At 57.3% G+C, this 26,364-nt stretch carries 24 protein-coding genes; 13 read left to right on the top strand and 11 right to left on the bottom strand.

What is annotated here, in order from left to right; genetic code table 11:
• Positions 1-8: 8 nt before the first annotated feature.
• The 9 genes from rbfA (at position 9) to leuS (ending at position 10,266) form a co-directional block, all read left to right on the top strand.
• The gene (gene rbfA / locus RBT76_04080; GenBank protein MDX9856948.1) at positions 9-377 is read left to right on the top strand and encodes a 30S ribosome-binding factor RbfA; all 369 of its coding nucleotides are present in this window, start codon (positions 9-11) and stop codon (positions 375-377) included.
• Positions 349-1,359: a bifunctional oligoribonuclease/PAP phosphatase NrnA gene (locus RBT76_04075; GenBank protein MDX9856947.1), complete on the top strand. Its 1,011-nt coding sequence runs from the start codon at positions 349-351 to the stop codon at positions 1,357-1,359. The genes rbfA and RBT76_04075 overlap by 29 nt, the downstream gene beginning before the upstream one ends.
• Positions 1,349-2,296, top strand: coding sequence for a tRNA pseudouridine(55) synthase TruB (truB, locus tag RBT76_04070; protein ID MDX9856946.1), 948 nt, complete (start codon positions 1,349-1,351; stop codon positions 2,294-2,296). Before RBT76_04075 ends, truB begins: the two co-directional genes overlap by 11 nt.
• The gene (locus tag RBT76_04065) at positions 2,293-3,246 is read left to right on the top strand and encodes a bifunctional riboflavin kinase/FAD synthetase (protein ID MDX9856945.1); all 954 of its coding nucleotides are present in this window, start codon (positions 2,293-2,295) and stop codon (positions 3,244-3,246) included. Before truB ends, RBT76_04065 begins: the two co-directional genes overlap by 4 nt.
• Positions 3,237-3,506 (top strand): 30S ribosomal protein S15, encoded by a 270-nt coding sequence (rpsO, locus tag RBT76_04060; protein MDX9856944.1) that lies wholly within the window; start codon positions 3,237-3,239, stop codon positions 3,504-3,506. The genes RBT76_04065 and rpsO overlap by 10 nt, the downstream gene beginning before the upstream one ends.
• A gap of 12 nt (positions 3,507-3,518) precedes the next feature.
• Entirely contained in the window at positions 3,519-5,627 is a 2,109-nt protein-coding gene (gene pnp, locus RBT76_04055; GenBank protein MDX9856943.1) for a polyribonucleotide nucleotidyltransferase, read from the top strand.
• 26 nt (positions 5,628-5,653) lie between these two features.
• Positions 5,654-6,928, top strand: coding sequence for a pitrilysin family protein (locus RBT76_04050; protein MDX9856942.1), 1,275 nt, complete (start codon positions 5,654-5,656; stop codon positions 6,926-6,928).
• Positions 6,918-7,667 (top strand): polysaccharide deacetylase family protein, encoded by a 750-nt coding sequence (locus RBT76_04045; GenBank protein MDX9856941.1) that lies wholly within the window; start codon positions 6,918-6,920, stop codon positions 7,665-7,667. The genes RBT76_04050 and RBT76_04045 overlap by 11 nt, the downstream gene beginning before the upstream one ends.
• A 103-nt stretch (positions 7,668-7,770) precedes the next feature.
• A complete protein-coding gene (gene leuS, locus RBT76_04040) occupies positions 7,771-10,266 on the top strand; it encodes a leucine--tRNA ligase (protein ID MDX9856940.1) in 2,496 nt (831 codons plus the stop codon).
• A 349-nt stretch (positions 10,267-10,615) separates the two neighbouring features.
• On the opposite strand, the gene RBT76_04035 is transcribed toward leuS, so the two are convergent.
• From RBT76_04035 to RBT76_04000, 8 genes are all read right to left on the bottom strand, one after another.
• Positions 10,616-11,536, bottom strand: a complete 921-nt coding sequence (locus tag RBT76_04035) for a serine hydrolase (protein ID MDX9856939.1) — start codon at positions 11,534-11,536, stop codon at positions 10,616-10,618.
• A gap of 51 nt (positions 11,537-11,587) precedes the next feature.
• A complete protein-coding gene (locus RBT76_04030) occupies positions 11,588-12,907 on the bottom strand; it encodes an ABC transporter permease (protein ID MDX9856938.1) in 1,320 nt (439 codons plus the stop codon).
• Complete coding sequence (locus RBT76_04025) at positions 12,900-13,835, bottom strand: ATP-binding cassette domain-containing protein (GenBank protein ID MDX9856937.1); 936 nt, start codon at positions 13,833-13,835, stop codon at positions 12,900-12,902. The genes RBT76_04030 and RBT76_04025 overlap by 8 nt, the downstream gene beginning before the upstream one ends.
• Before the next feature lie 67 nt (positions 13,836-13,902).
• Complete coding sequence (locus tag RBT76_04020) at positions 13,903-14,676, bottom strand: DUF72 domain-containing protein (protein MDX9856936.1); 774 nt, start codon at positions 14,674-14,676, stop codon at positions 13,903-13,905.
• 243 nt (positions 14,677-14,919) lie between these two features.
• On the bottom strand, positions 14,920-15,534 hold the full coding sequence (locus tag RBT76_04015) for a hypothetical protein (protein MDX9856935.1): 615 nt from the start codon (positions 15,532-15,534) through the stop codon (positions 14,920-14,922).
• Complete coding sequence (locus RBT76_04010) at positions 15,534-16,346, bottom strand: hypothetical protein (GenBank protein MDX9856934.1); 813 nt, start codon at positions 16,344-16,346, stop codon at positions 15,534-15,536. The genes RBT76_04015 and RBT76_04010 overlap by 1 nt, the downstream gene beginning before the upstream one ends.
• Positions 16,343-17,008: a hypothetical protein gene (locus RBT76_04005; protein MDX9856933.1), complete on the bottom strand. Its 666-nt coding sequence runs from the start codon at positions 17,006-17,008 to the stop codon at positions 16,343-16,345. The genes RBT76_04010 and RBT76_04005 overlap by 4 nt, the downstream gene beginning before the upstream one ends.
• A complete protein-coding gene (locus tag RBT76_04000) occupies positions 16,966-17,778 on the bottom strand; it encodes a hypothetical protein (GenBank protein MDX9856932.1) in 813 nt (270 codons plus the stop codon). Before RBT76_04000 ends, RBT76_04005 begins: the two co-directional genes overlap by 43 nt.
• A gap of 123 nt (positions 17,779-17,901) precedes the next feature.
• Between RBT76_04000 and RBT76_03995 the strand changes: the two genes are divergently transcribed.
• The 4 genes from RBT76_03995 to RBT76_03980 all read left to right on the top strand — a co-directional run bounded on the left by RBT76_03995 (position 17,902) and on the right by RBT76_03980 (position 21,557).
• Positions 17,902-19,131, top strand: a complete 1,230-nt coding sequence (locus RBT76_03995) for an extracellular solute-binding protein (protein MDX9856931.1) — start codon at positions 17,902-17,904, stop codon at positions 19,129-19,131.
• Positions 19,128-20,000 (top strand): sugar ABC transporter permease, encoded by an 873-nt coding sequence (locus RBT76_03990; GenBank protein MDX9856930.1) that lies wholly within the window; start codon positions 19,128-19,130, stop codon positions 19,998-20,000. The genes RBT76_03995 and RBT76_03990 overlap by 4 nt, the downstream gene beginning before the upstream one ends.
• The gene (locus RBT76_03985) at positions 19,994-20,821 is read left to right on the top strand and encodes a carbohydrate ABC transporter permease (GenBank protein ID MDX9856929.1); all 828 of its coding nucleotides are present in this window, start codon (positions 19,994-19,996) and stop codon (positions 20,819-20,821) included. Before RBT76_03990 ends, RBT76_03985 begins: the two co-directional genes overlap by 7 nt.
• 136 nt (positions 20,822-20,957) lie before the next feature.
• On the top strand, positions 20,958-21,557 hold the full coding sequence (locus RBT76_03980; GenBank protein ID MDX9856928.1) for an OmpA family protein: 600 nt from the start codon (positions 20,958-20,960) through the stop codon (positions 21,555-21,557).
• Between the two features lie 110 nt (positions 21,558-21,667).
• On the opposite strand, the gene RBT76_03975 is transcribed toward RBT76_03980, so the two are convergent.
• From RBT76_03975 to tyrS, 3 genes are all read right to left on the bottom strand, one after another.
• Positions 21,668-23,371: an Ig-like domain-containing protein gene (locus RBT76_03975; protein ID MDX9856927.1), complete on the bottom strand. Its 1,704-nt coding sequence runs from the start codon at positions 23,369-23,371 to the stop codon at positions 21,668-21,670.
• On the bottom strand, positions 23,368-25,020 hold the full coding sequence (locus RBT76_03970; GenBank protein MDX9856926.1) for a tetratricopeptide repeat protein: 1,653 nt from the start codon (positions 25,018-25,020) through the stop codon (positions 23,368-23,370). The genes RBT76_03975 and RBT76_03970 overlap by 4 nt, the downstream gene beginning before the upstream one ends.
• Positions 25,021-25,091: 71 nt before the next feature.
• Positions 25,092-26,351, bottom strand: coding sequence for a tyrosine--tRNA ligase (tyrS, locus tag RBT76_03965; protein ID MDX9856925.1), 1,260 nt, complete (start codon positions 26,349-26,351; stop codon positions 25,092-25,094).
• Positions 26,352-26,364: the final 13 nt, after the last annotated feature.

Genomic DNA, 26,364 nt, shown 5'->3' with positions numbered 1-26,364 from the left:
GTACGGCGATGCGTCAGTATAAACGTTCCGACCGTCTCAGCGGCCAGATGTTGCGGGATATATCTCACCTGTTCGAGACGGACATGCAGCCCCCCATTTCCGGTATGCTGACCTTCACCCGCGTGGAACTGACCGACGACCTCCGCTATGCCAAGGTGTTCTACTCCTGCTTCGGCAGCGAGGCCGAACGCGAACAGCTGGCGGCGTATCTCCAGCAGGAAAGTCCGCACATCCGTGCAAGAATAGGACGACAACTGCGTATCCGCCACGTCCCGGAACTCCGGTTTGTGTTCGACAAGTCCATCGAGGGCAGCATCCGCATCGAACAGCTTCTTAATGAAATCAAGCGTGAACGAAAAGACGACGAATCTGACTGAGCGGCGATCAGAGACAATCGGGCGCATCAAAGCGCAGCTCGACTCCGCAAAGATCGTAATGGTCGTTTCTCACCTCGATCCGGACGGCGACGCGCTCGGCTCCCAGCTCGCGTTTGGCGAGTACCTCCGGACCATCGGCAAACAGGTCGTTTTGCTGCGGGATTCGGACATTCCGGAGAAATACCAGTTCCTTCCGTCGGTGGAGACCATCGTACCCACCGATTCCCTGTCGGTCGATCCGCCGATCGACACCGCCGTTATACTTGAGTGCCCGACACTCGAACGGGTCGGTAAGCCGCGGCGGCTGCTGAACTCGTCAGTGACCATAGTGAATATCGATCACCACCCGGACGCCCTGCCGTTAGGTGTTGTCAATTGGATCGAAACAGACATGTCGTCGGTTGGCGAGATGGTCTACGAGTATCTTCACGCCGTTGACGCGAGTATCTCGCCCAGCATGGCGACGTCGCTGTATACGGCCATTCTTACGGACACGGGGCGTTTTCGGTATCCGGCGACGACACGGCGCACGATGGAAATCGGCGGCGCGCTTATCGCGCTTGGCGCCGATCCAAGACGCATCACGGATCGCGTCTACTTCGACATGAAGCCCTCGACCATGATTCTCACGGGACGTGTCTTGAACAGTATCGAATTTCACTTCGACCAGCGTGTCTGTCTTCTGTATCTCACACAGGAGATGCTGAAAGAGTCCGGCGCGGACGTCTCACAGACGGAAGGGCTGGTCGACTACACGCTGTACAGTCACGGCGTGCTCGCCGGGGCGCTGCTAAAAGAAGTAGACGGGGGCGTGACAAAAGTATCGCTGCGGTCCAAGGACGGGATCAACGTCGCTGAAATTGCCTCGCAGTTCGGCGGCGGCGGACACTTCGCCGCGGCGGGATGTACCATAAACCAGCCCGTTTCCCGCGCCAGAGAGATGCTGCTGCAGTTGCTGAAGAAGGCGATCCATGGCCGGTGAGCGGTACCACGGGATTCTGCTGTTGCACAAACCGGTCGGCATGAGCAGCCACGACGCGATCTACGCCGTGCGGCGGGCAATCGATCAGAAGGGCGGCGGACATACCGGGACACTGGATCCGCTGGCCGAAGGGCTGCTCGTGATTTGTCTGGGCCGTGCAACAAAAGTTTCCCGCTACCTGAACGATATGGACAAAACGTATGAAGCCGTCATCCGCCTCGGCCTCTCTTCGCGAACCTATGATGCGGAAGGCGTCGATGACGCGGCCGTACCCGCCGATGTGTCGGGGATCGATACTGGTCTTCTCAGGGCGACACTTGATACGTTTGTCGGGACGGTACAGCAGACCGTTCCTCCCTTTTCTGCGGTCAAAATCGACGGTCGGCCGCTCTATAAAGAGGCCCGGAAGGGCAGGGCCGTCGCCGAACTGCCCGTACGAACGGTGATTATCGACGGGCTGGATCTGCTCGCCTGGGAACCGCCCGATTTGAGCATTGTAATGCGTTGCAGCAAGGGGACATACGTCAGGAGCCTGGCCGACGAACTGGGGCAACGGCTGGGGTGTGGAGCGTACCTGTCGGCACTGAAAAGAACCCGGGTTGGTGTATTCTCTCTTGACGAGTCTTTGACTTTGAATGATATTAATCAATTGCACTCTAACCGCGAGTTAGAAAAGCACTTACTGCCGCTGGAACGGGTGTTGCCGTTTGCGGCGATCGAGATTTCGGACGAACTTGCCGGACGCGTGGTCCAGGGTCCGCCCGTGCGGTATGGCGACGTGGTTCGGTTCGACGGCCGGTTTGCGGCCGGAGAAACGGTCGTCCTGAAAGATCGGGCCGGGACATGTCTCGCGGTTGGTCGCGCGCAGGTCGATTCGGACGCGTGCGACGGCCCGGCGGATGCAGAACTTTTTAGGTACGACAGAGTATTGAATTGACCACCAGCTTCATTCGCGGATTACACAATTACTCCCGCACGAACGAAAACGGGGCGGTGGCCACATTGGGAACCTTCGATGGCATTCATCGGGGCCACCAGGAGATACTCTGCCGGGTGCGTGATTGCGCTATGCGGCGCGCACTCGAGCCGGTGCTCGTCACCTTTCATCCGCATCCGAGAGTCGTTGTGACACCGCACGACCCGCCGATGCTTCTGACGACCATAGAGGAGAAGATCAAGTTCATACCGGATTTTCTCGATGGTCGAGTGCTGGTGCTGGAATTCAACGACGAGCTGAGGAGTTGGTCGGCAGAGGAATTTGTCAAACGCGTGCTGGTGGATACGGTCGGCGTCAGGCAGGTGATCGTCGGCTACGATCACCAGTTCGGACGGAATCGCACCGGGACGATTGACCTGCTGCGCACGCTGGGCGGGCAATACGGCTTTGAGGTCGATGTCGTACAGCCGGTTATCGTCGGCGGCGAAGCGGTTTCTTCCTCGCGCATACGTCGCGCGCTGGCCGAAGGTCAGTTCAGCGAAGCGGTGCGCCTGCTGGGACATGAATACGCGATCTACGGTACTGTCGAACGCGGGATCGGGCTGGGGCGCAAGCTCGGCTTCCCGACCGCCAACGTTCGCTATTCCAATCGCAAACTGCTGCCGACCGACGGAGTCTATGCATGTTGGGTGGAAGTGGGAAACGAGTCGTATTGCGGGATGATGTTTATCGGGCAGAACCACTTCAATCCCACGGCGCGCGTGACGGTCGAAGCGAATATTTTCGACTTCGACCGGGACATCTACGACGAAGAGATTATCGTGTACCCGTCTCGCTACGTCCGCGAGAATCGGAAGTACGATTCGACCGAGGCGCTGGTGCGCCAGATTGAGAACGACAAACAACGCGTACTGAACATACTATCTGAAGGAGAGAGAAAATGCCTTTGACAAAGGAGCAAAAGGCAGACATCGTCGACAAGCACAAGCTGCACGACAAAGACACCGGCTCGCCGGAGGTGCAGATCGCGCTGTTGACGGAGCGGATCGCGTATTTGACCGAACATCTTAAAGATCACTCGAAGGACTTTCACTCCCGGCACGGCTTGCTGAAGCTGGTCGGGCAGCGTCGACGCCTTCTCGACTACCTGGCCGATCGCGACATCGAGAGCTATCGCGACGTCATATCGAGACTCGGTTTGCGGCGGTAAGGAAACAATTGCATGGCGTATACAGTAGAGTTAGAAATCGGTGGCCGTACCCTGACCATCGAGAGCGGCAGAATGGCGAAGCAGGCGAACGGAGCCGTTACGGTTCGGCTCGCCGACTCGATGGTGATCTCCACCGTCTGTGCCGACACCGAACCGAAATCGGGATTCGACTTCTTCCCGTTGACGGTCGAGTATCGCGAGAAATCGTACGCTGCCGGTAAAATCCCGGGCGGATTTTTCAAGCGCGAAGGCCGCCCGTCGGAAAAGGAAATCCTGTCGGCTCGCATTATCGACCGACCCATTCGACCCCTGTTCCCGGATGACTTCCGGGGGGAAACACAGTGCATCAGCTTCGTCATCTCACACGATCAGCAGAATGATACCGACGTCCTCGCGCTGATCGGGACGGCGGCCGCCATTGCGATTTCGGACGTCCCGATTTCCAAGACGGTCGCGGGGCTGCGGGTCGGCCGCGTCGACGGGCAGTATGTCGTTTTCCCCACTGTCGACCAGCTCGAAGAGAGCGACCTGACTATCGTCATGGCCGGTTCGGCCGATGCGATCACGATGGTCGAGGGCGGCGGCCGGGAGGTCAGCGAGGAAGACCTGATCGGCGCGCTGATGTTCGGTCACGATCACATCAAGCTGATTGTTGAAAAAATCGAAGAACTCAAGCGCATGTGCGGCAAGGAGCAGTTCGAGTACACGCCGGTGGCCATCGAGAAACCGCTGGTCGACCGCGTGACTGAACTCGTGGGCACAAAATTCGACGATGCCAACCGAATCGTCGCCAAGGAAGATCGCCGCAAGCGCAAGAAAGAAATCGAAGCCGAAGTTCTGGAAGCCCTCGCCGAGGAATTCGAAGAGTGCGAGAGCGATATCAAAACCGTGCTGCACGATCTTGACAGCGCCTCCGCGCGAAACATGATCCTGACTGAAGAGCGCCGTATCGACGGCCGCGGTCCTGACGACATCCGCGAGATTACCTGTGAAGTCGGCGTGCTTCCGCGCGCCCATGGCTCTGCGCTTTTCACCCGTGGTCAGACGCAGGCGCTGGTGGCGGCGACGCTCGGTACCAAGTATGATGAACAGCGCCTGGACGAACTCGAAGGCGAGTCTACCAAGAGCTACATGCTCCACTACAACTTCCCGCCCTTCTCGACCGGCGAGACCAAGCCAATTCGCGGCACCTCGCGTCGTGAAATCGGCCACGGCAACCTCGCCGAGCGGGCGCTTGTCCCGGTGATCCCCAACGAGGAAGCCTTCCCGTATACGGTGCGGGTCGTCTCGGACATCATGGAGTCTAACGGGTCTTCGTCGATGGCCTCCGTGTGCGGAGGTTCGCTCGCGCTCATGGACGCGGGCGTGCCGATCAAGACTGCGGTCGCCGGTATCGCCATGGGATTGATCAAGTCCGACTCCAAAACGGTCGTGCTGACCGACATCCTCGGCGATGAAGATCACTTCGGTGACATGGACTTCAAGGTGGCCGGCACCAGCGAAGGAGTCAACGCCATCCAGATGGATATCAAGATCACCGGTCTGGATATCGACACCATGCGCATGGCGCTGGACAAAGCCCGCAGGGCCCGGCTGTTCATCCTCGACCGGATGAACGCAACGATTTCCAAGCATCGCGAGCAGCTGTCGCAGTTCGCGCCGCGTATCATCACCATAAAGATCAACCCCGCCAAGATCGGCGACGTGATCGGCCCCGGCGGCAAAGTCATCCGGGCGATTGTCGAGGAAACCGGCGCGAAGATCGATATTAACGATGATGGAACGGTGCTGATCGCGAGCGTCGACGGCGAAGCCGGACAGGCGGCCGTTGCGCGAATCAAGGCGCTCACCGAGGAAGCGGAAATCGACAAGGTGTATAACGGGATTGTACGCCGTATCACCGATTTCGGCGCTTTTGTTGAAATCCTTCCCGGAACCGATGGCCTGGTGCATATCTCCGAACTCGACACCCAACGCGTGAACAAGGTCGAAGACATCTGCCGGGTCGGTGACCGCATGGAAGTCAAGGTTATCAATATCGACCGTGACGGCAAAATCCGCCTGTCGCGCAAGGCGCTGCTGCAGGGCAATAGTCAGCCCAGCACCAGCCGGCGCGGCTGAGGGCTGCCGTCAGTATCGAGAGGGTAATGACGACCCGACGAACAACGCAGAGCGCATTCCATAAGACGACCCTTGCGAACGGCCTGCGGGTGATCACCGAGACCCTGCCGGCCGTTCGGTCTGTCTCACTTGGTGTGTGGATCGACGTCGGATCCCGAAATGAATCCGACATCGAAAACGGCGTCTCGCACCTGATTGAACATATGGTGTTCAAGGGGACGCGACGCCGCTCCGCGCGTCAGATTGCCTCGTCGCTCGAATCGCTCGGCGGAAGTTTGAACGGATGGACGTCGCGCGAGCAAACGTGCTATACCGCCCGCGTGCTTGACGAATACCTGCCGGAAGCCGTCGATGTCCTTGCCGACATAGCCTGCAATCCCAGCATGACCGCGCACAATCTGTCGCGCGAGAAGACGGTTATCATCGAGGAAATCAAGGAGTCGCTCGACAACCCGGTCGACAAGCTCTTCGACGAGTTTGCCCGCACCTACTGGGGCGCGCACCCGCTGGGCAACCCGATCATGGGAAGTGAAACAACCATCGGAAGCATGTCCCGCCGTCGAATGCTGGATTACTACCGACGCAATTACCAGGCTGGCTCCGTCGTACTCGCCGCCAGCGGCGCCGTGTCGCACCGAAAACTCGTCAACCTCGCCCGGGAGAAGTTCTCGTTCGTCCCCGGTGAGTCTCCGAAGGCACCCGACGCCAGGCGGGCCGCGCAGCGACAGGTCGATGTGATCCGTGACAAGGGCTCGCAGACGCACGTCTGCATCGGCTATACCGGCGTGCCGTACGGTTCTCTGGATCGCATGCCGATAACGGCGCTGGCCACTCACCTCGGTGGCGGAATGTCGTCAGTGTTGTTTCAGAAAATCCGGGAAGAACGCGGACTCGCGTACTCCGTCTACACATTCCACGACTTCTATCGAGACTCCGGCATACTGGGGACGTACCTCGCTACCGACGGACGGTACCTGAGCAAAGCCATGGAGATTATTCGTCGCGAGGTCGCCAAAGTGCGTCGGAACCGCCTCTCCAAAATGAGGCTCGATCAGGTCAAGGCGCAACTGAAGGGACAGATCATCCTCGGCATGGAGTCGACCTATAACCGGATGAGCCGGATCGCGCGACTTGAACTGATGTGCGGTCGATACGTTTCAATAAGGGATACGCTGAAAGCGATCGACGAAGTAACATCATCGGACATCCTCCGCGTTGCTGACAGGGTCTTCGACAATGGTAACATGGCCGTTACCGTGCTCGGTCCGGTCAAAAAAGACGTTTTGAAGGATGTTGTCTGAAAACGGGCCGATCGTCCTCGCATTCCACAAGGTGATGCCTCGATTCAGCTACGGCGTCACCAACTATGACCCCAGGCGAATGCACAAGCTCCTGAGCCGCCTCGCGGACCAGGAGTTTTCTCTTGCAAACGAATCCGTACAATGCTCCCGATCCGTTCGAGTGACCTTTGACGACGGGTATGCGCATCTCGCCGACATCGTGCCTTCGTTAATGGAGCGGTTCGGCTTCCGACCGGTTGTATTTGTGCCGACCGGATGGATCGGACGCCCAAATCGATGGGATTATAGTCATGTGGTCCACTCGGTACCGCACCTCACCGAGCATCAAATCACGGCATTACATAAATGTGGCGTCATGTTTGGCTCACACGGCCACAGCCACAGGGAATTGATCGGTCTCCCGGACGGCTGTCTGCGCGAGGAGTTGAGGTCTTCACGGAGGCGACTCGAGGACTTAACAGGGGAGAGGGTGACCCTCCTTTCATACCCATTCGGCCGGCACGACGAGCGCGTAAGAGATGCTGCCCGAACCGAAGGATACACGGCCGCGTACACAATGAAGCATCCGAGCGCTGTTGACCCGCCCCTTGCCCTCGGACGGGTTGCCGTGTACGGATTTGACACCATCAACGCCGTTGTGCGCCGCATGAGAGATTGCCGCATGGAACGGATTGAGGCGGCAGCGGCACATGCCCTCTCGGGCGGCACGGTCCTGCTCAACCGTCTGCGCGGCATCTGAATGCGATCCGGATGCCGGGGTAAACCCTTGCCTCGACTTTCCGATTTTGTTATTATGTGCGCCAATTGTTGGTATATACACGAGCGGGCACTGGGAGTCCCATATGGCCTCGGCCGAGAAAAAGCAACGCTACGACTTCAAACAGATTGAAAACAAATGGCAGCAGATATGGGCCGAATCCGATCTGTATCGCACCGCTGACATCCCGGACAAAAACAATAAGTTCTACATGCTTGTGATGTTCGCCTACCCGTCGGGCGATATCCACATGGGACACTTCCGCAATTACATCATCGGCGATGCCGTCGCGCGACAACAAATGATGCTCGGCAAGGACGTGCTGCATCCGTTCGGATGGGATGCGTTTGGTCTGCCCGCCGAACGGGCTGCCATCCAGCGCGGTATCCATCCGGAGAAGTGGACCCTGTCGAATATCGAGGTCTCTAAACGCACGCTCCAGAAGGTGGGGATCTCTTTCGATTGGAGCCGCGAAGTCGCCTCCTGCCTTCCCGACTACTACAAGTGGACTCAGTGGATGTTTATCCAGATGTTCAAGCGCGGACTTGCCGTGCGCAAGAGAAGCTGGGTCAACTGGGATCCCGTGGACAAGACCGTGCTCGCCAACGAGCAGGTGAAAAACGGCTATGCGGAGCGCTCGGGCGCGAAAGTCGAGAAAAAGGAGCTGGTCGGATGGTACTTCAAGATCACCGACTACGCGGACCAGCTGATCGATGACCTGGACAAACTGCCCGAATGGCCGGAAAACGTCAAAACGATGCAGCGCGAGTGGATCGGAAGGTCCCATGGCCTCGAGGTGGACTTCGTTATCGAGGAAACAGGGGAGAAGCTCCCGATCTTCACCACCCGCCCCGACACTATCTACGGCGTAACGTACATGGCCATCGCACCGGAGTCCGAACTGATCGATCGGCTCAATCTCGATAACAAACATGCCGCCATCGTTTCCGAGTATCGCCAGACGGCGCTCGCACGTTCGGAAATCGATCGGGCGTCGACAACCGGCGACAAGGACGGCGTGTTCACCGGGAAGTACGCGGTCAATCCCTTCACCAAAGACCGCGTCCAACTCTGGGTAGCTGATTACGTGCTGGCAGGATACGGTACGGGTGCGGTTATGGCCGTCCCTGCGCATGATACACGCGACTTTGCGTTCGCCCGAAAATACGACTTGCCGATTAAAGTTGTGATTCATCCGGACAAAGACACTGCATTGCATAGCAATGAGATGGCTGACGCCTTCACGGACTTCGGCATTATGGTGAATTCGGATCGGTTCGACGGTCTGGTCGGCGCAGAGGCTATTGCGGCCGTCTCGGATTACGCCGAGCAACATGGCCTGGGCCGCAAGGTTACGAACTACAAGTTGAAGGATTGGTCCATCTCCCGCCAGCGCTACTGGGGATGCCCGATTCCGATCATACACTGCCCGGCATGCGGACCCGTTGCCGTACCGGACGAGCAGTTACCGGTTACACTGCCGAAAGTAGATAACTACATGCCCAAGGGACGATCGCCCCTGGCTGATGTCCCGGAGTTTATGAATGTGACCTGCCCGGCGTGCGGCGGAAAAGCCGAGCGCGACCCGGACACCATGGATACGTTTGTCTGTTCATCCTGGTATTTCCTGCGGTACATAGACCCGCACAACGATACTGAGCCGTTCAGTCCAACCAAGGCCGAGGCCTGGATGCCTATTGACCTGTACGTAGGCGGCGTCACGCATGCAACCGGCCATCTGATTTATTTCCGATTCTTTACCAAGTTCCTGCGCGACATCGGCTGGCTCACGTTCGACGAACCCGCTACCCGGCTGTTCAACCACGGGATGGTAATGGACGCCCGGGGTGAAGTGATGTCCAAATCCAAAGGCAACGTGGTCTCGCCCATCACCGTAATGGAAGAGCGCGGAATTGATGTGACCCGTCTCGCGATGTTTTTCACCGCACCATCCGAGAAAGAAGTCATGTGGTCGGACGAGGGCATCACCGGCGTGGAGAAGTTCCTGTTAAATCGTCTTGTTCCGCTGGCGGATATGTATCGGGGGACCAACCCTGACTTAAAGCAACACTTTAAGATTGGCGACATGGTGGCAAATGACCGGGCCGTCTACGTCAAGCTCAACCAGACCGTCAAAAAGTGCTCGGAGTCATTCGAACGTCTCCAGTTTAATACCGCGATCGCGGCCCTCATGGAGCTGACACGGGATTTCGATTGTGCTCGAATTTCCGACGATCACCTAAACGACACGATCATCCTCAAATGTATCCAGTTGATCGCGCCACTTGCGCCGCACACCGCCGAGGAGCTCTGGTCCCGAACCGGAATGAACGAATCCGTATTCAAATCGGGCTGGCCTGGCTGGGATCCCGAGGCCATAATCGGAGACCTGATCGAAATCGCTGTTCAGGTGAATGGCAAGCTTCGCGACTCTATAAGTGTATCCGCCGACGTGAACCAGGAAGAAGTCGAGCGCGTGGCGTTGGCCAGCGATCGGGTCAAGGCACACCTTGAAGGCAAGCACATCATCAAGAAGATCTATGTCCCGGGCCGGCTGCTGAATGTGGTCGTAAAGGGATAAAGGCGGATTAATCGGAAATTGTCAGGTATCGGTCGTATCAGGCGGTATATAACGGACGGGATATTAACATAATATATATTATAGGACATTCTCAGGGGGCCGCATATCCCACACTCCGACGAACCACACTCTTCTGTATACCCTGTCGTAACAAACGGCTCTGTCTCAACCAGCCGAGGAATCTATTGGCGGCCACTAGACAAGCCAAATACTACACAAGAACTGCCGACCATGTCGACACTGGAGTTCTCTAAAGTCCGGGAAGTCTGCGGTCGGGCGGCCATGGAGCTTCTTCCCCACCGGACTGCGCGATTGTACGGAAATCGGCTGGGGGTGACTGCGCCGAGGATCAGCGGTCGGCGATTGGCGCCGACTCAGATCGTTCGATTTCGGCAAACGCCCAATCGGCAAGTTTTCGAGCCTGCTTGAACCGGAGCCGGTCGCCGGGTACGCCCAGGACCACTAACGTGAGTACGTCACCGTCGCCATCTTTCAGCATGGTGGTCAGGCAGTAGTCGGCGGCACGAATATAACCGGTTTTTCCCGACAGTACTTTATAAGGCGAGTGAATCATGAGGTTCGTGTTGGCCATCTGAAGAGCACGGCCGGATTTATTGACAACCCGTACCGTCTGGCTCCGTCGCTGGGACGTAATCTTCGCGATCATCTCATAATCACGGGCATAGTGCAGTATCTTGGCGACCTCGTGGGCGGTGGAAACATTCTCATCGCTCAGGCCGGTCGGTTCCACAAATGACGTGTGTTTGAGGCCGAGGCTCAAGGCTTTACGATTCATCTCCTGAGCAAACGCTTCAATTGAGCCGCAGCATGCGCGGGCCAGCGCTCTGGTGGCGCGATTATCGGAGTTCAGAAGCGCTGCGTACAGAAGATCCCTCAGCGTCAGCGTATACCCCACCCGGAGCCGCGATTTGGATGAACGGTACGCGTCCTCTTTGGTAATCGTCTCCGTAGTGTCCCAATTGACGCCCTTATCGATGAGCACCATGGCTGCAACCAGCTTCGAAATCGACGCTATCGGCCGCGGCTCATCAGCGCTTCTCGCACACAAAACTTCGCCGTTGGCATAATTGACCGCGATTGCGGCTTTGGCATTCAGGTACGGGGCATTGGTCCGAATATGATCGAAGTCAAACTGGTAAACCGGCCGCTGGTCCTGAAAGTGCGCCCGAAGCCCTGGCTTGTCCCCGCCTTCCACGAAGTACACCGTGTTGGCCGAGAAAAACACGAACGCAGCCAGCAACAGCAACACTTTGGGCAAACTCGCTCGTCGAATCATCGCTTCGGTAACTTCCCTGTCCGCCTATTTGTGACCGACCCACCGTACCAATTCCGGCAGAGTTGGACGCTTGCCGTACATCAGAATTCCAATCCTGAAAATCCGACCCGTCAGCCAGATCATACCGACTGTAGCGGCGACCACCAACAAAAATGATATCGTTGATTCCGCCACGATTCCCGAGAACAACGAATAGTCCGTCTGCGTCGGCGCTATGAACATGATCCTCATTATCATCATTGTCGGCGCAAAAAGCGGGATGTATGACAGCACCTGCGCCCAGGTGACATACGGGTCACGCACCACGCCGATACCCAGGATGACCGGCAGAATCAAAAACATGACGATCGGAAATATATAATTCTGTGATTCCTTTTCGGAATTGAGGATCGACCCGATCAAAGCGAAGATCGTGGAATACAACAGGTAACCGGAAATCATGAATAGCACGAAAAACACCACGATCACGGGATTAAAGACCATCCTCCCGATCGCGTCACTGATCGAAAGTGTCGCCGAGCCGCTCGCGGCCATCACCGCCGCCCCCAGGGCCACCCACACCAGCACCGTTGTCAACGCTGCAGCGCCGAGCCCCAGCACTTTTCCGAGCATCAACTGGAAGGGACTGACCGATGAAACCAGCACCTCCATGATTCGGCTGCTCTTTTCCTCGATAACGGATCGCATGAGGATACTGCCGTACGAAACGATCATCGCATAGATCAGCATGACGAAGATCAGAGCCGAGAAGTACTTCACCTCGAACGGAATAGACTCTCCCTGCGTATCTCGGATGGGAAGGTTAATCCGGTGGGTTAGCTTGAGAACGGAATCGACCGGCAGATTGACGTCGGAATCCTGCAGTCGGATCGACGACACAATATCCGTCAGCGTTCGCTCAAACCGGTTGATGGCCTGGAAGTCGTCCGAGTTCGTGATAAGCGTAAGATTGCTGTCGGAGATCTGTGGATCGGGACGAACCGCCAGGACATACTTGACGTCTTTGTCCTGAATCGCGGTCGACAAAGAGTCGATCAACTGCCGGTAGCGATCCTGCTCCGCGGCCGGCACCTCGAAGATGTGGACGAACCGGTAGGCCGGCAGGCTGTCTTTGCCGATTCGGTAATGATCCAGCGACTCCGCAAAACGCCGTCCGATCCCCTGGCCGCTCTGATCGACTACGACCATCGGCTCGGCTTCGGACTGCTCGGAACTCGCCAGCAGCCCGGGAAGCAGCATGAATGCCGCCATGATGGCCGGCGTTAGAAATATGCCGACGATGAAAGACTTCTTTTTGACGACCTGCGTATACTCGCGCTTGAAAATGACCCAGAACTTAGACATTTGCCGCCCCCTTCTCCTCCCCCAGCAGTCTCGTGCGGGTGACTTTCGCCGTATCGATGAAAATGTCGTACAATGACGGCTCCATGACCTCGAAACGACGAACGGCGACCTTGTCGACTATCTGCTTCAGGATCAGGCTGGGATCGGTTCCCTGGTTCAGCCGGAGCTCAATGTAGTTACTGAACTCGGTCATCGACGCTACCCCCGGAAGCGTACGTGCGAATGACCCGTCTCCGTCAATCTCCACCTGAATGGAGTTTTTGCCGAACCGCGATTTGACGTCAGCCATCTTGCCGTCGAGGACCTTCCTACCCGACGAAATCATACAGATATAATCGCACAGCTTTTCGGCCTGCTCCATGACATGCGTTGAAAAGAGGATCGTCTTGCCCGATCGTTTCAACTCAAGCAGTACGTCCTTCATCAGTTCCATGTTGATCGGATCGAGGCCGGAAAACAACTCGTCGAGAATAACAACGTCCGGATCATGGAGGATCGTCGTCAGAAACTGGAGTTTCTGCGCCATGCCCTTGGAGAGGTCTTCGACCTTACGTACCTTGTAATCGAGCAATTCCATGCGTGAAAGCCAGCGGTCGATGTGCGGCGTGACATCTGATGCCTTCTTGCCCTTCAGTTCCGCCATGTAAATCATGACGTCCTTGACGAGCATTTTCTTGTACAGCCCCCGTTCCTCCGGGAGATAGCCGACTCTATCCGTAAAACGGCTGTCGGCCTCTTTGTTCTCAAACAGAACCCGACCTGAGTCCGGGGCTATGATGTTCATGATCATGCGGATTGTCGTGGTCTTCCCGGCGCCGTTTGGGCCGATAATCCCATAGATAGCGCCCCGAGGCACCTCCAGCGACAAATCGTCGACCGCAACCTTGTCTCCGAACTCCTTGCGGACTTTGTCCAGTACCAGGTACATTCGATATTATCCTCCAACGAATGGCTAATCTTCACGTTCGACCCGCCACGGTCAACAAAAAAGCGGCCTAACCCTGCGCGATCATCTGCATGAACTCCGCCGCATTTGTAACCGCCTGACCGTCGTGGCAGTTGTTGAAATACACATACACGCGCTTCACTTTCCCGAGCAGCTTCTGGACCTTCATTTTCCACTCCCCGAGTTGCTCAGGCGTGTACAAATAGTCGTATCGCAGCGGCCCTCCCTTCCACCAGTGCTCGGCGTTTCGGCCGTGCAGCCTGATGTACCCCGTATCGGTCGTCGCAAAACAGTCCGGAGCCAGAAGCCCCGCGAGATCCGGTTCATCGACACATACGTAGCCGATCTGCTCGGCCCGTAGCCGGTCGTACATACCGCGATTCACCCAGCTCCGGTGGCGAAACTCGACAAACAGCGGATTCGGCGCGACCGCGTCGCGACAGCGCACAAGATGATCGAGCGCCGGTTGACTGTATCGAAATGCGAAAGGAAACTGCGCCAGCACGCCCGACAGCTTGCCCGATTCGACCATCGGCCTCAGGCAATCTTGGTACGCTGTTATGTCGTTCTCGAAATCTGTCCGTTTGTGCGTGAACGACTGCGGAGCCTTAACCATAAAATCAAAACCCTCGGGCGTCTTCTGGACGATCTTCCCCATCACCGCCGGATGCGGGATGCGGTAGTAAGTCGAGTTGATCTCAACCGTCGGAAAATGTTTGACATAATGGTCAAGCATCTTCCCTTTTTCGATCTCCTGAGGATAAAAGGGTCCCCGCCAGTCCTCGAAGCTGTAACCCGACGTTCCTACGCGTATTTGATCCATGTGTCAGGATGCCCTGAGATTAATACCCGTCGCACAGAGATATTACTCGGCATACGAAGCAGAATTCAATCAGTTGCAGTATAGCTGGAAAGACGGGCCGGTTTCAATCACTTTCTGACCTTCTGGAACCGGACATAACCGCACTTCGGACAGATCCACTTGCGCTGCTTGTGGTAGGTGCGCTTCAGCACCTCCATTGCCGATTTGCACCGTGGGCATGTCATTGCCGCCGTACCCGCGACCTCAGTTTATCACGCGAAGGAAGTCAGACAGCACAAATTCCATGCGGCCGATGAAGGTCGACATCCGCGACATGACCGTGTACCCGAACGTGGTCCCGAAGAATACCATCAGAAACCACGTGCCGAGCCGGGCCGTGCGACCCCACCAGCCCACATGCTCCCGGCTGAAGTAGAAGTATATGAGGGTACTGATGACCCCGATCAGGACCACGAGCATCGAGACATCGGGCACGCCGCCGGTTGTGATGACCGGGCCCACCGTTGCGGACAGCTGACGTAGTGTCCGGGCGTCCAGCATGGCAGGAATGGCCACGCCGGCGCCCGAGCCGATAAGCACGCCGATCGGGATCCTCGACAGCAGGGCGGTGCGTCGGTGCAGGCGACCGAACATCATAAGTCCTAATGCGAGCGGGATCAGCAGCCAGACCGCTCCCTCATTCAACAGGGGACGGAACAACAGCGACATCAGCGAATTTGTCCAGGTGATAACGAGGATGTAACCGATGGCGATTCCGATCAACAGGGACTCTGCCATCTTGTAAATCGGGTTGTCCCGATACAAAAAGGTCAGGATCGCCAGAGTCAGAAGTCCGGCAACGATAGTCCCGATATCCATCACCCGGCCCTCCGTTTGCGCATTCCGAGGAAAAACGCCACGTTGCCGATCAGGATCATCACGATGACGTACACGTGAGACGTCGTCTGCGCAAGCATTCCTCGCAGGCCGCTGCCCCCGCGATGAATGAGCTGTTCGTATTCCGCGGCGCCCCGGAGGCCGCCGATCATGGCATGAAGCTGTCCCGATGCCAGGTACGGGTCGTATGTGGTCACCATCGCCGCGGCGACTGCGGCCGACACGCGAACCCCATACTGATTGCCCGCGTATTCGATCCAGTGCGTGGTCAACGACCCGTCCGCGAGCGAAATCACCCCGTCGATCTGCGCGTAGTTCGTAATCCTGCGAAGAACCGGAAGTGAATCATAGGGCCTCCCCAGATAGTCCTCGGGGAACGTCTGTTTGATAGACTCACCCATTGACAGCATCGCCGCTATGTACTGCGGTTTGAAACCGAGGAAGACGTAATCCTCGCCGTATACTTTGCCGTACTCGCGTCCAACCTGTTCGAGCAGGCGATACCCGATACCGGTGCCTTCGGCAAGAAGCGCAACACCGACTATTCGGTGGCCGCGCGAAACGGCGTGGCGGATGATTGCCAGGGCCAGCGGACGCATCTCCGGCAGCGACGAGGCTTCCAGGTCGAACGACATCAAGAGCGTCGAACCCGGCGGAAGCGATTCGAGATAATCGTGCATGCGCCTGGAGTCGTCGGACACCGTCACGCCGAGATCCACCTGCAGCACCATGGAAACAAGCACCACCAGAAACAATCCGAGAAATACCCAATGGCGCGCTTCCAGCCTGCTCACTTGTCACCTCCCAGCCAGGTGCGTTCAATGCCGACCAGCACCCGAACGGACGTCGTCAGCGAACCCAGCCCGATGCCAATCAATATCGCCCGGCGGGCCGACATCGCCGGGGTGTTTCTCACCCACTCCGCCGCCTCGGGTATTTGGCTCCACAGAAGATCGCCGATCGCCGACCTGCTGACCAGCATCAATAACGCCGCGCCGAGCAGGATTGCCGCCTGCAGCGATCGCGCGCGGAATCCGCGGTAGGACGCCGAAGCAACGAAAAACGCCAAAAGTGAAAACACCGTGGCCTGCATCGGCACCTGCACGTTCTCGAACACCCACATAAAGGGACTCCCGCCCTTTATGCCCCAGACGGCGGCAAGCACCGGCATGAGGAATACGCCCGCGAGCGACACGATGCGGTACGGACGGTCTACCCCGCGCTCCACGCCGCGAAGATTGACCCGGACATAGGATATCGCCCCCACTATCAGACTGAACGCAAAAATGATCTGCCAGTAATCAAGCGTAACGGTCAGGTAGATGTCCCGTGCGACCGGGTGGTCGGAGAAGTAACACAAAAACGTCACCAGGCCGAATAAGCCGCACACGATCTGCGGAATGCGCCGGCGCATCAGAACCGCCACCACGTTGACGCCGGATCCAGAGTCGCCCACGCGACCGCCAGGACCAGTAGCACGATAATCAGAAGCTTCATCATGTCCTGCGCCCGAACCGAGGCCAAAATCGATTGATCCCCCGACAGATACCCGGACGCCGCAAAGAGCTCCTCCCCGATCAGCGTATAATCGCAGGCAACAATAAAGAAGGACAACTGAATGGTCGAATCGGTGCCGGCGATCTGGATCGCACCGACAGAGTTCCCTGTCTCCGCCATGATGAGCGACTCCGCCTCAAACGTGCCCAGCAGAAACACCGATGCCGGTTTCAGCCTTGCAACCATGCCCTCGACCGCCGCCGCGTAGCCGAATTGTGAAGACGAGACATAGGTTATGTCGTCTTCTACAAAGCGATCCGGGTAACCCTCGCGCACGTAGCTCTCCCGCGCGACCTCCTGGGCCACACTCATCAAGACTGGATCGTGGGTGGGATACACGAGCCGACAATCGTACCGGGCGGTTTTGGCCGCTACGTGACTGAGTATGTTCATGGAGGCAATCGTGGTCGGTCGCTGAATATCACCCCCCCAGCCCGGCGTAAACAGAACCGGCCGTGCCATCTCGGTCGCCCGGCCAATCGCCTCGTCGACCGCATCGAGACCGGCAATTTTACGTATCGCGAACGTATCACGGCTTCGACGGTGCAGGGTCGTGAACAGGACGATCCCGATCGCGACCACGGCGGCAATAAACACCGGCAGAGTGGTTTTGTCGAACCACGTGGCGCCGCCGCTGAGTATAATGATCTGTGAATAGAGTGCCGGCATTGTCAAAAGACAATGAGGGGCTGCATACGGACGCAACAAAAAGATTTTTGTTTGACGCACTCCACACGCCGGACTTTATTGGAGAATAACGCTATAAACGCACCCTGGACTATACGGATGACTATGAAATCTCGACTCTTCTGCTGCTTGACGATGGCGCTCGCACTGTCCTGTCTGGGCGCCCCTGCCTCGGCCGATACGACAATCGAGTGGTGGCAATTCTGGACCGACCCGGCTATCAAGCCGACTATCGATTCGATGGTACAGGAATTTGAACGACAGAATCCCGGAATAGATATCAAAGTGACCGATTTGACCTGGGCGAACGGTCATGAAAAAATCGTCATAGGCTTTGCCTCAGGACGGGGACCCGACATTGTCGAATTGGGCTCTGACTGGATCGCTCAGTTCGCGGCAAACGGCCAGATTGCGGACATTTCCGCAGATATCGCGACAGACTCATCCGGGTTCCAGGGGTGGGGAATGTCCACATATGATGGCAAAGTCTACGCCGTGCCGTGGATTCTGGGAACGCGAGTCCTGTTCGCGAATCGGGACCTGCTTACCATGGCCGGGTACGATTCCACATGGGTGCCCGTGTCGCTCCCTCACTTTTACGGCGCGGTTGCGAAAATCGATACCGTTGGCCGGCCGAATGGGATCTACGGATGGGGTTCGAATACGGCCGAAAAACATCGTCTCTACAAGAAGTTTCTGCCCTTTTTCTGGACCTATGGTGGCCAGGTCTTCACCGACGACGGCAGGTACTGCGTGGTCTCCTCCACGAAAGCGGTCGATGCCCTCAAAGACTACAAATGGATCAATGACGCCTACGGCTACGTGGCGGACCAGCGCGGAATCGAAGACGCATTTCTCGACGGCAAAATCGGATTCATCCTCTCCGGCGACTGGTTGCTCAAACGGATTGAACTGGAGAAGCGCAAAATCAATTTTGTCACCACTCTCTTCCCCGGGCCGGGATATCCCGGTCGCTCATTTATGGGCGGAGAATTTCTTGCCATCAACGCAAAATCCGAACACCGTGACCACGCATTGGCATTTGTTCGATTTGTAACCAGCCCCGCCAACCAGGTGCGATTCTGCAAGGCTAACAGATCGACCAACCCGTCAAGCGTACAGGCTCAGGCCGATCCGTACTTCCAGAATGACATCAACAAGCTGACCTTCATCAAGCAGATCCAGCTCGCCAAAAATCCCCCGGTCGATCCGAACTGGGTCTATATCGAAGACGAGATCGAGAGAGCCGTGGAAGACGCCTTGTTCGGTCGCGGCCTGCCGGCGACTGCGCTGTTGGAAGCTCAGAAGCGCATAACCGAACTAATCGAGCAATGAGATCACGTTCGCTCACCGCCGCGCTTTTTGCGTCTCCCTGGACGGTGAGTTTTGCTGTCTTCTGGGCTTTTCCCCTGCTCTATTCACTGTGGATGGGCTTCACCGACTACCAGTTGTTGAGTCCTCATCCGCCGCGATTTATCGGACTGGACAACTACCGAGCGTTGTTCTCCGACGCTGATTTCATTTCTTCGCTCAAGAACACGTTCATATTTGTCCTGGGGACTATCCCCGTCTCGACCATCGTCTCGCTCTGTCTGGCGTTGCTCGTCAACAGAGAATTCAAGGGACGTGGTTTCTTCCGTTCTGCGTACTTCATGCCCTGGGTGACCTCAATGGTCGTTGTGGCGCTCATCTTCACGAATCTGTTCGAGCGGGGCGGATATATCGCAATGCTGGCACGGATGGCCGGGCTCGAACCGCCGGTCAACGGTTTTCTCTATGATCGGTCGACAGCGCTGTATTCCATCATGGCCATGGATGTATGGATGGCGGCCGGTTACTATATGCTCATCTTTCTGGCCGGGCTCAAAGCTATTCCTGATGAGTTATATGAGGCTGCGGAGATTGCCGGCGCCTCGGCCTGGCGGCAGTTTGTCTCCATTACGCTGCCCATGCTGCGTCCGGTTGCCCTGTTCATCGTCGTCATCAATTCGATCAAATCATTTCAGGTCTTCGTGGAAATTTTTGTCATGACCAAGGGGAGATTCGACACGTCTACCGTGGTGTACTTCGTATACGAAACGGGGCTGCAAACACAATTCAAGTTTGGTTATGCCTCCGCGGCAGCGTATGTGTTGTTTCTTATCATCGGGGTCTTCTCCATACTCCAGTTCGTGTTGATGAGGAGAAAAGAGCCGGTATGGTGATTCGCCGTCCGCCGCTCATCGCCGCGCTGCATTACGCGGTTCTCGTCACGCTGCTGGTCGTCATGGTCGGGCCGCTCGTGTGGATGATCCGGGTCGCATTGCTCGATAAGGCGCTCTCAATTTCCGGCGAAGTCCTGTTCAGCGGCGCCGTGACGCTCCAAAACTTCGCCGATCTCTTTGCGGAAGGCAGCCTTGCCCGCTACCTGTTCAATTCGCTCTTCGTGGCTGCAGTCGTCACCGCCGGCAATGTATTGTTCTGCGTGATGGTTGGCTATGCGCTCGCACGGTTTCGGTTTTTGAGCTCGCGACTCACCTTTATGAGCATCGTCATCGTCATGATGATCCCCGTACACATTGTCATAATCCCACTGTACCTTATTTGCCTCAAGGGCGGTATATACGACACCTACTGGGCGTTGATCCTGCCGTTCCTCGTCAATCCCGTCGGGATATTCCTCGCCAGGCAGTACATCGAATCGATTCCGCCCTCCATGGAGGAAGCTGCGCGGGTGGACGGTGCCTCGGAGATGCGCATCCTGCTCTCCGTCGTGATGCCCCTCTGCAAACCAGTTATCGCCGTGCTGGCGGTGCTCGCCTTCATCACCAATTGGAACTCGTTTCTATTCCCCTTCATTCTCACGTCCGGTGACGAGCTGCGCACGCTCCCCGTCGCCCTCGCACTCATGCAGGGCCACCAGGCGGTTGACTGGCAGCACCTGATGGCCGGTTCGACCGTCGCTGTTTTACCGGTCATGGCGCTGTTTTTTGTGATGCAACGTCAGGTGGTTTCGGGTATAACAGCCGGAGGAATCAAACAGTAGTCGCGCGCGAATCGGGTGTAAGCGCAAGTGCGACAATAGAACAGTCGTTTTTAGCTTGCGTTGCTCGCAGCCGGTTGATAACATAACATATTAATCGGAAGGTTCAATACGGAAACTGGAGGAAGGACTGAACCACATGAAAACACTGATTGCCCTTTCGCTCGCCCTCATGTTGCTGGCGGTCGGTTGCGGTGTGAACAAGGACTATGTCAGCGAGCAGATCGCTCAGTCTGAAGCGCGCACCGGCTCCCGAATTAGCGAAGTCGCTCAGAAGGCCGATGCCAACGCTGCCGAAGTCGATCGCCTGAAGAGCCTCGCGGCGCAGCTCGAAGAAAAAGCCGACATGGCCATCAACAAGGCATCGGGTTTCGAAAACTATCAAATCATCTGGGAAGGCACCATCCACTTCGATTTTGACCAGTACGCCATCAACGATGTGGCTGCGGGCATTCTCGATGAAGCCGGCGCCAAGATGGAAGCCTATCCGGGCTCGGTGATCGAAATAGCCGGATTCACGGACAGAACCGGTTCCGCCCGCTATAACCTCGTGCTTGGTGAAATGCGGGCGATGGCCGCCAAAAAGCACCTCGCCGAGCGTTTTGGCATCTCGCTGTACCGCATGTTCACGGTGTCGTACGGCCAGGACAAGCCGGCCGCCATGCCCGACGAGAGAGATGCGCACTCCAAAAACCGTCGCGTCACCCTCACCGTCTGGGGCAATCTCGGCGCAAATTAGTTTGCAGCGATTTGATCGACTGTGAAGAAGGCGGGAATCGTTCCCGCCTTTCTTATGTCTTCCCGGTCTCCGTTCCGGCCAAACCGGCCCGGCGGTTCAGATTGCTCTGATCACTCGAATGTGAGTTCCACGCCCGCCGTCTCGAACCGTGCGCGAACCGCAATAGTGTCGGCCATCGACATCCGCGTCTCTGACATCCGATACGGCGCCAGCTCGCCGTTGGTCAGTTCCCCGTCAAGATTGGAGTCGAGAAATGCCGTAATCAGGTATTTCCCCGCCGGAAGGTCGATACGGAAGCTGCCGGTTCGGCTCGTCATCGAGTAAAATTCGGAACGGCCGACGAGGTTGAACCGAAGCACCGCGGGATCGGACTTCCGGTGCTCGGGAAGGATTTGAATCGTCCCGGCGATCGATCCCAGCGAGTCATCATCGAATATCCCGAATCGGTGAACCAGCAGGGAGTCCCCCAGCGGGTTGCCCGCAAGATCAACCAGGTCAAATTCCGTTGCGTTGAGCCGATAGGTCCGCCCGGCCGCGAGCTGCGCTGTAAACTGCAGTCGAAAGGGATCCCGCCACACGTAGCCCACCGGTACCGGGATGGAGTCGTCCTGCCACAGCGTAAATGTCTCGTCGGTGATCCTGTTACGATCGAGCGGCTCCGTGAACGTCATGCTCACGGCGGCATCACGAAGAAACACGGTCGGGTCTTCCGGGGTCGTTGTTTCGACCCGCGGCGGAATACGATCCTCGCGTGTTTCCACCAGCACACTGTCAAACCCAAGCGTCGGGCGATCGGCGCGCGTGGTCACGCGAAGGTTGTACGCGCCGGCCGCAAGCGGACCGAAGTACAGCGTGAGCGCGGTGACCTCCTTCTCTCCGGCCTCGAGTAGTCCGTTCGCCGGTATGGCACGGAGCGTGTCACCGACCGGGAGCAGCAACGCATTGCCCGGCTGCGCGGTGAGCAGCGACAACGGTTCCGGCTGGGCAAAACGAACTCGCACGAGCCCGTCCTCGGTATACAGCGACGAAATGATGCCGGCCCTGGTGGTATCCCGCCACGGCAGTGGTACTACTTTCTCATTCATGGGCAAGGTGATACCGCTCAGAAACGGCTGGAGGTCGCTGATCCCTACCGGCCGGTCCGGTACAGCGTAATTCTCGCGGCCCGGATTGAGGGCCTCGTCCCGGTTCTGGTCCTTCCATGCGACCAGTAGAAACGAATCGGAAGACAGATAGCTGAACGAGAAGTACCCTTCGGCGTTTGTTACGGCGGCATATCGGGGAACCAGCGAATCCAGCGCCGCGGTGTCTGCGAGCACGCTGCGCGGATACAGCCCGACCATGGCAGCGGCTACTCCTTTGTCCTTTTGGAGAACGTGACCGGAGATCCGGCCCGAATCAAGCAGTTGTCCCGTTGTGAACGCAATCGTAACCGTGCTGTCGAGTTTGTTACCGCGAAGGTCACCCACCGTAGGCGCCACCGACACGAGATAGGTCTGATCTGTTTTGAAACTATCCGCCAGCGTAACAATGATCCGGTCGGACTTCCATTGTACGTCAGGCGCGATTTCGGGACGGGGCGAGACAAAGACCGGCTGTCCGGTTGTGGGCCTGACAATCCGCTCCGAAAACACGATCGTAACACGATTGCCGGGAGGCACTCCACGCGCGCCGTTTGATGGCGTGGTCTCCAGAATGATGGGGGCTGTCTGATCGATCGGTCCACCCGGCGGCGCGCCGACTTCCGCGCACCCTGCATACAGCGACACCACCACAAACGCGAGGTATCGCGTCTTCCCGGCGCTCCGCTTCAACGACTCAGCTTCTCCCTTATCGCCTCGTTTTCGGGCTGCAGCTCCAACGCACGCTGCCACCACTGCCGGGCAGATTCTCTATCACCCGCCGCATGGTACGCGTCGCCCAGATGATCGAAAATGATCGGATCACTGCCCAGAGTCACCGCCTGGCTCAGGTATTCGACCGCCCGGTCATAGTCACCCAGACGATAATACACCCACCCATAGCTGTCCAGATACGCGGCATTTCTCGGCTCCTGCGCGACCGCCCTGGCAATAAGATCCCGGGCGTAATCCAGGCGAAGGCTGCGGTCGGCAAGCATGTACCCAAGGTAATTCAACGCCTGTGCGTTATCGGGGTCAACTTTCAGTAACGCTTCAAACGCCGCGGTAGCAGGGTCAACCTGATTGGACTGCTCGTAGGCTACCGCGAGCGCAAAGAAAAGCGCGGACCTGGCTTTGGGGTCTTTGATCGACTCGAGTCCGCGCCGATAGGTCACCACCGCATCGTCGGTCCGATCGAGCTTCCGGTACGCCAACCCCAGGTTGAGCCAGATGCCGGGAATCGTGTCGTTGCGTTCCGCGGCATTCGTGAAGTTCTCGACCGCCGAGGCATATTGCTCATCGCGCAAATCGATCTCGCCAAGATAGGAATAGTTGAACCAGGTGCGATCCCCCGACTCGATCAACGCCGTGAACACCGAGTCGGCTTGCGCGAGCGAATCAAGATCGAGATACAGCAATCCCAGCCGGCGCTTCGCATACGTATTGTCCGGCGCAAGCTGCGCCAGCCGTTCCGAATAGGTGAGCGCTGCGGGAAGGGAATCCTGCTCGATATAGTGCGAAACCAGCAGCATATGCACGAGTTCGTTTGACGGGTCGGCCTGGAGCGCCTTCAGGTAGTAATAGCGGGCCGTATCGGGTTGGCCGAGTTCGCCATAAATCTCGCCGAGCCCTGCCATCGACGGGACATTTGCCCGGCTCGAATCAAGCGCCACGGAGCGCAGATACGCCTCGCGTGCGGACTCCGGACGGCCCCGCTGCTGCTCGATCCGACCAAGTTCCTGGAGCGGTCGAAAGTTCTCGGGCACCAGACGCGCAAGGTTGCTGTACGCCCACGCCGCCGAATCGAGCTGCCCCCGTAGTCGATATGTCCCCGCCAGAAAATTGAATGCCGTGGCGTTGTTCGGATCGAGCTGCACGACATGGTGATACGCTATCATAACGGAATCGTTGTTCCGCAGCTCGTAGTATGCGGCCGCCGCCAGCTCCCACAACTCCGCCGTTTTCGGGAATGTCCGGTCGGCGACATCGATAGTCAGCTTCGGCTCTCCCAATCGATAAAGCACCCGTGCCAGTGAATAGCCTATCTCGTACGACTCCGGGAAATACTGCCACGCGTAGCGATAGAAGAGCGCGGCGCTGTCCAGACGGCCGACCTCCTCCCGAATAATCCCCTCCACATACAGCCAGTACGCCTGAGGGCTGATCGGTTCGTAGGGCCTTATCTGACCTGTATCCGCCGGTAGCGCAACCGCTTCCCCGGAATCTCGCCCGACTGCTGCGGCCCGTTCCTGGCCGGCCGTCACAGCTTGCTTGCCCGAGGAACATCCGCCCGCCACTGCCAGCAACACCACGACGGAGCAATATATAAACCAGCGCGTCATATCAATCCAATCGACCAAACCGTACAGATACTTGTACCCCTGTAATGCCCGTGGAACGCGAAAGTTGCAGGCTACTCATTGATAAGCCGGAGAAACCGTCGCTTGCCGACTTTAAGAACATGAGTACCGGTAACTGCAAACTCATGACTCTCGTCGGATATCCGGACGCCGTCGATGGAAACGCCTCCTCCCGCGATAAGCTTCCGGGCCTCCCCGTTCGATTTGCTCAATCCAGCTTTCGTCAGAAACCCGACAAGGTAAACAGACGATGGATCAAACCCGAGCTTCTGCAGTTCCCGTACCGTCATCTCAGGCATTTCGTCCGGAAGCTGTCCTTTGGAGAAGATCCTCTCGAATTCCGCACGAGCCTCGGCGCCACTGCCCTTTGGATGGTACATGTCCACCAGTCGTGTCGCCAGGCGCTTTTTCACTTCCATCGGATTCGTCGACGGATCATCGAGGCTCAAACGAATCTCTGCCAGCTCTTCAAGTGAAACATCACATGCAAGCTCGAAATAGCTGTATATCAACCTGTCAGGAATAGACATTGCTTTGCCGAATATCTCTCGCGGCGGCTCTTCGATCCCGATATAGTTCCCCAGGGACTTTGACATCTTCTTCGCCCCGTCCAGCCCCACGAGGATCGGCAGGGTAAGAATAACCTGGGGCTCAACCCCATAGGCCTCCTGTATGGTTCGTCCGGCCAGCAGGTTGAACGTCTGTTCGGTCGCACCCAGCTCGACATCTGCCCGGATCGCGACCGAATCATACGCCTGCATCAGCGGATAAAACAACTCGTGAACCGATATGGGATTACCGGCCTCCATTCGCCTTGAGAAATCGTCCCGTTCGAGCAGCCGGGCTACGGTAAACTTCCCCGCCAGCTGCATTACCTCGTGGAAGCTCATCTGTTTGAACCACTCGCCATTATAGCGAACTTCCGTTCTGGACTTGTCCACCACCCGGAAAAACTGCTCCTGATAGGTTTCCGCATTTTTCTGAATCTCATCGTAGCCGATCAGCGGACGAGTGGATGAGCGGTCCGAGGGATCACCGACAAGCGCCGTATAATCGCCAACAATCAGTACGACCTGATGCCCCAAATCCTGAAACAGCTTGAGTTTACGCAACCCCACCGTATGTCCCAGATGAATGTCGGGCGAGGTGGGGTCGAATCCTTGTTTGACGCGAAGCGGCGTGCCCGTGATTATCGAACGCCTCAGCTTGTTCTTGAATTCCTCTTCCGGAAGCGTGTCGACAGTTCCACGACTGATTTCGGCCCACTGCCGATCGAATTCTTTCTGCTGTCGGCTGTCAAGCGTCAGGTCCACGGTCATTTCCCTC

The sequence above is a fragment of the Candidatus Zixiibacteriota bacterium genome (assembly GCA_034003725.1).
Lineage (GTDB): Bacteria > Zixibacteria > MSB-5A5 > GN15 > FEB-12 > WJMS01.
Note: the sequence above shows the minus strand (reverse complement) of the source record. Positions and strands in the feature narration are given on the sequence as shown.

Bases quoted from the DNA above. Each gene is read 5' to 3' on its own strand.
- RBT76_03985 (MDX9856929.1), top strand. From the start codon at position 19,994: ATGGTGATTCGCCGTCCGCCGCTCATCGCCGCGCTGCATTACGCGGTT.
- RBT76_04050 (MDX9856942.1), top strand. From the start codon at position 5,654: ATGACGACCCGACGAACAACGCAGAGCGCATTCCATAAGACGACCCTT.
- truB (MDX9856946.1), top strand. From the start codon at position 1,349: ATGGCCGGTGAGCGGTACCACGGGATTCTGCTGTTGCACAAACCGGTC.
- RBT76_04025 (MDX9856937.1), bottom strand. From the start codon at position 13,835: ATGTACCTGGTACTGGACAAAGTCCGCAAGGAGTTCGGAGACAAGGTT.
- RBT76_03980 (MDX9856928.1), top strand. From the start codon at position 20,958: ATGAAAACACTGATTGCCCTTTCGCTCGCCCTCATGTTGCTGGCGGTC.
- RBT76_04045 (MDX9856941.1), top strand. From the start codon at position 6,918: ATGTTGTCTGAAAACGGGCCGATCGTCCTCGCATTCCACAAGGTGATG.
- RBT76_04015 (MDX9856935.1), bottom strand. From the start codon at position 15,534: ATGGATATCGGGACTATCGTTGCCGGACTTCTGACTCTGGCGATCCTG.
- RBT76_03995 (MDX9856931.1), top strand. From the start codon at position 17,902: ATGAAATCTCGACTCTTCTGCTGCTTGACGATGGCGCTCGCACTGTCC.
- RBT76_03990 (MDX9856930.1), top strand. From the start codon at position 19,128: ATGAGATCACGTTCGCTCACCGCCGCGCTTTTTGCGTCTCCCTGGACG.
- RBT76_04020 (MDX9856936.1), bottom strand. From the start codon at position 14,676: ATGGATCAAATACGCGTAGGAACGTCGGGTTACAGCTTCGAGGACTGG.
- rpsO (MDX9856944.1), top strand. From the start codon at position 3,237: ATGCCTTTGACAAAGGAGCAAAAGGCAGACATCGTCGACAAGCACAAG.
- RBT76_04000 (MDX9856932.1), bottom strand. From the start codon at position 17,778: ATGCCGGCACTCTATTCACAGATCATTATACTCAGCGGCGGCGCCACG.
- leuS (MDX9856940.1), top strand. From the start codon at position 7,771: ATGGCCTCGGCCGAGAAAAAGCAACGCTACGACTTCAAACAGATTGAA.
- RBT76_04030 (MDX9856938.1), bottom strand. From the start codon at position 12,907: ATGTCTAAGTTCTGGGTCATTTTCAAGCGCGAGTATACGCAGGTCGTC.
- RBT76_03970 (MDX9856926.1), bottom strand. From the start codon at position 25,020: ATGACGCGCTGGTTTATATATTGCTCCGTCGTGGTGTTGCTGGCAGTG.
- pnp (MDX9856943.1), top strand. From the start codon at position 3,519: ATGGCGTATACAGTAGAGTTAGAAATCGGTGGCCGTACCCTGACCATC.
- rbfA (MDX9856948.1), top strand. From the start codon at position 9: ATGCGTCAGTATAAACGTTCCGACCGTCTCAGCGGCCAGATGTTGCGG.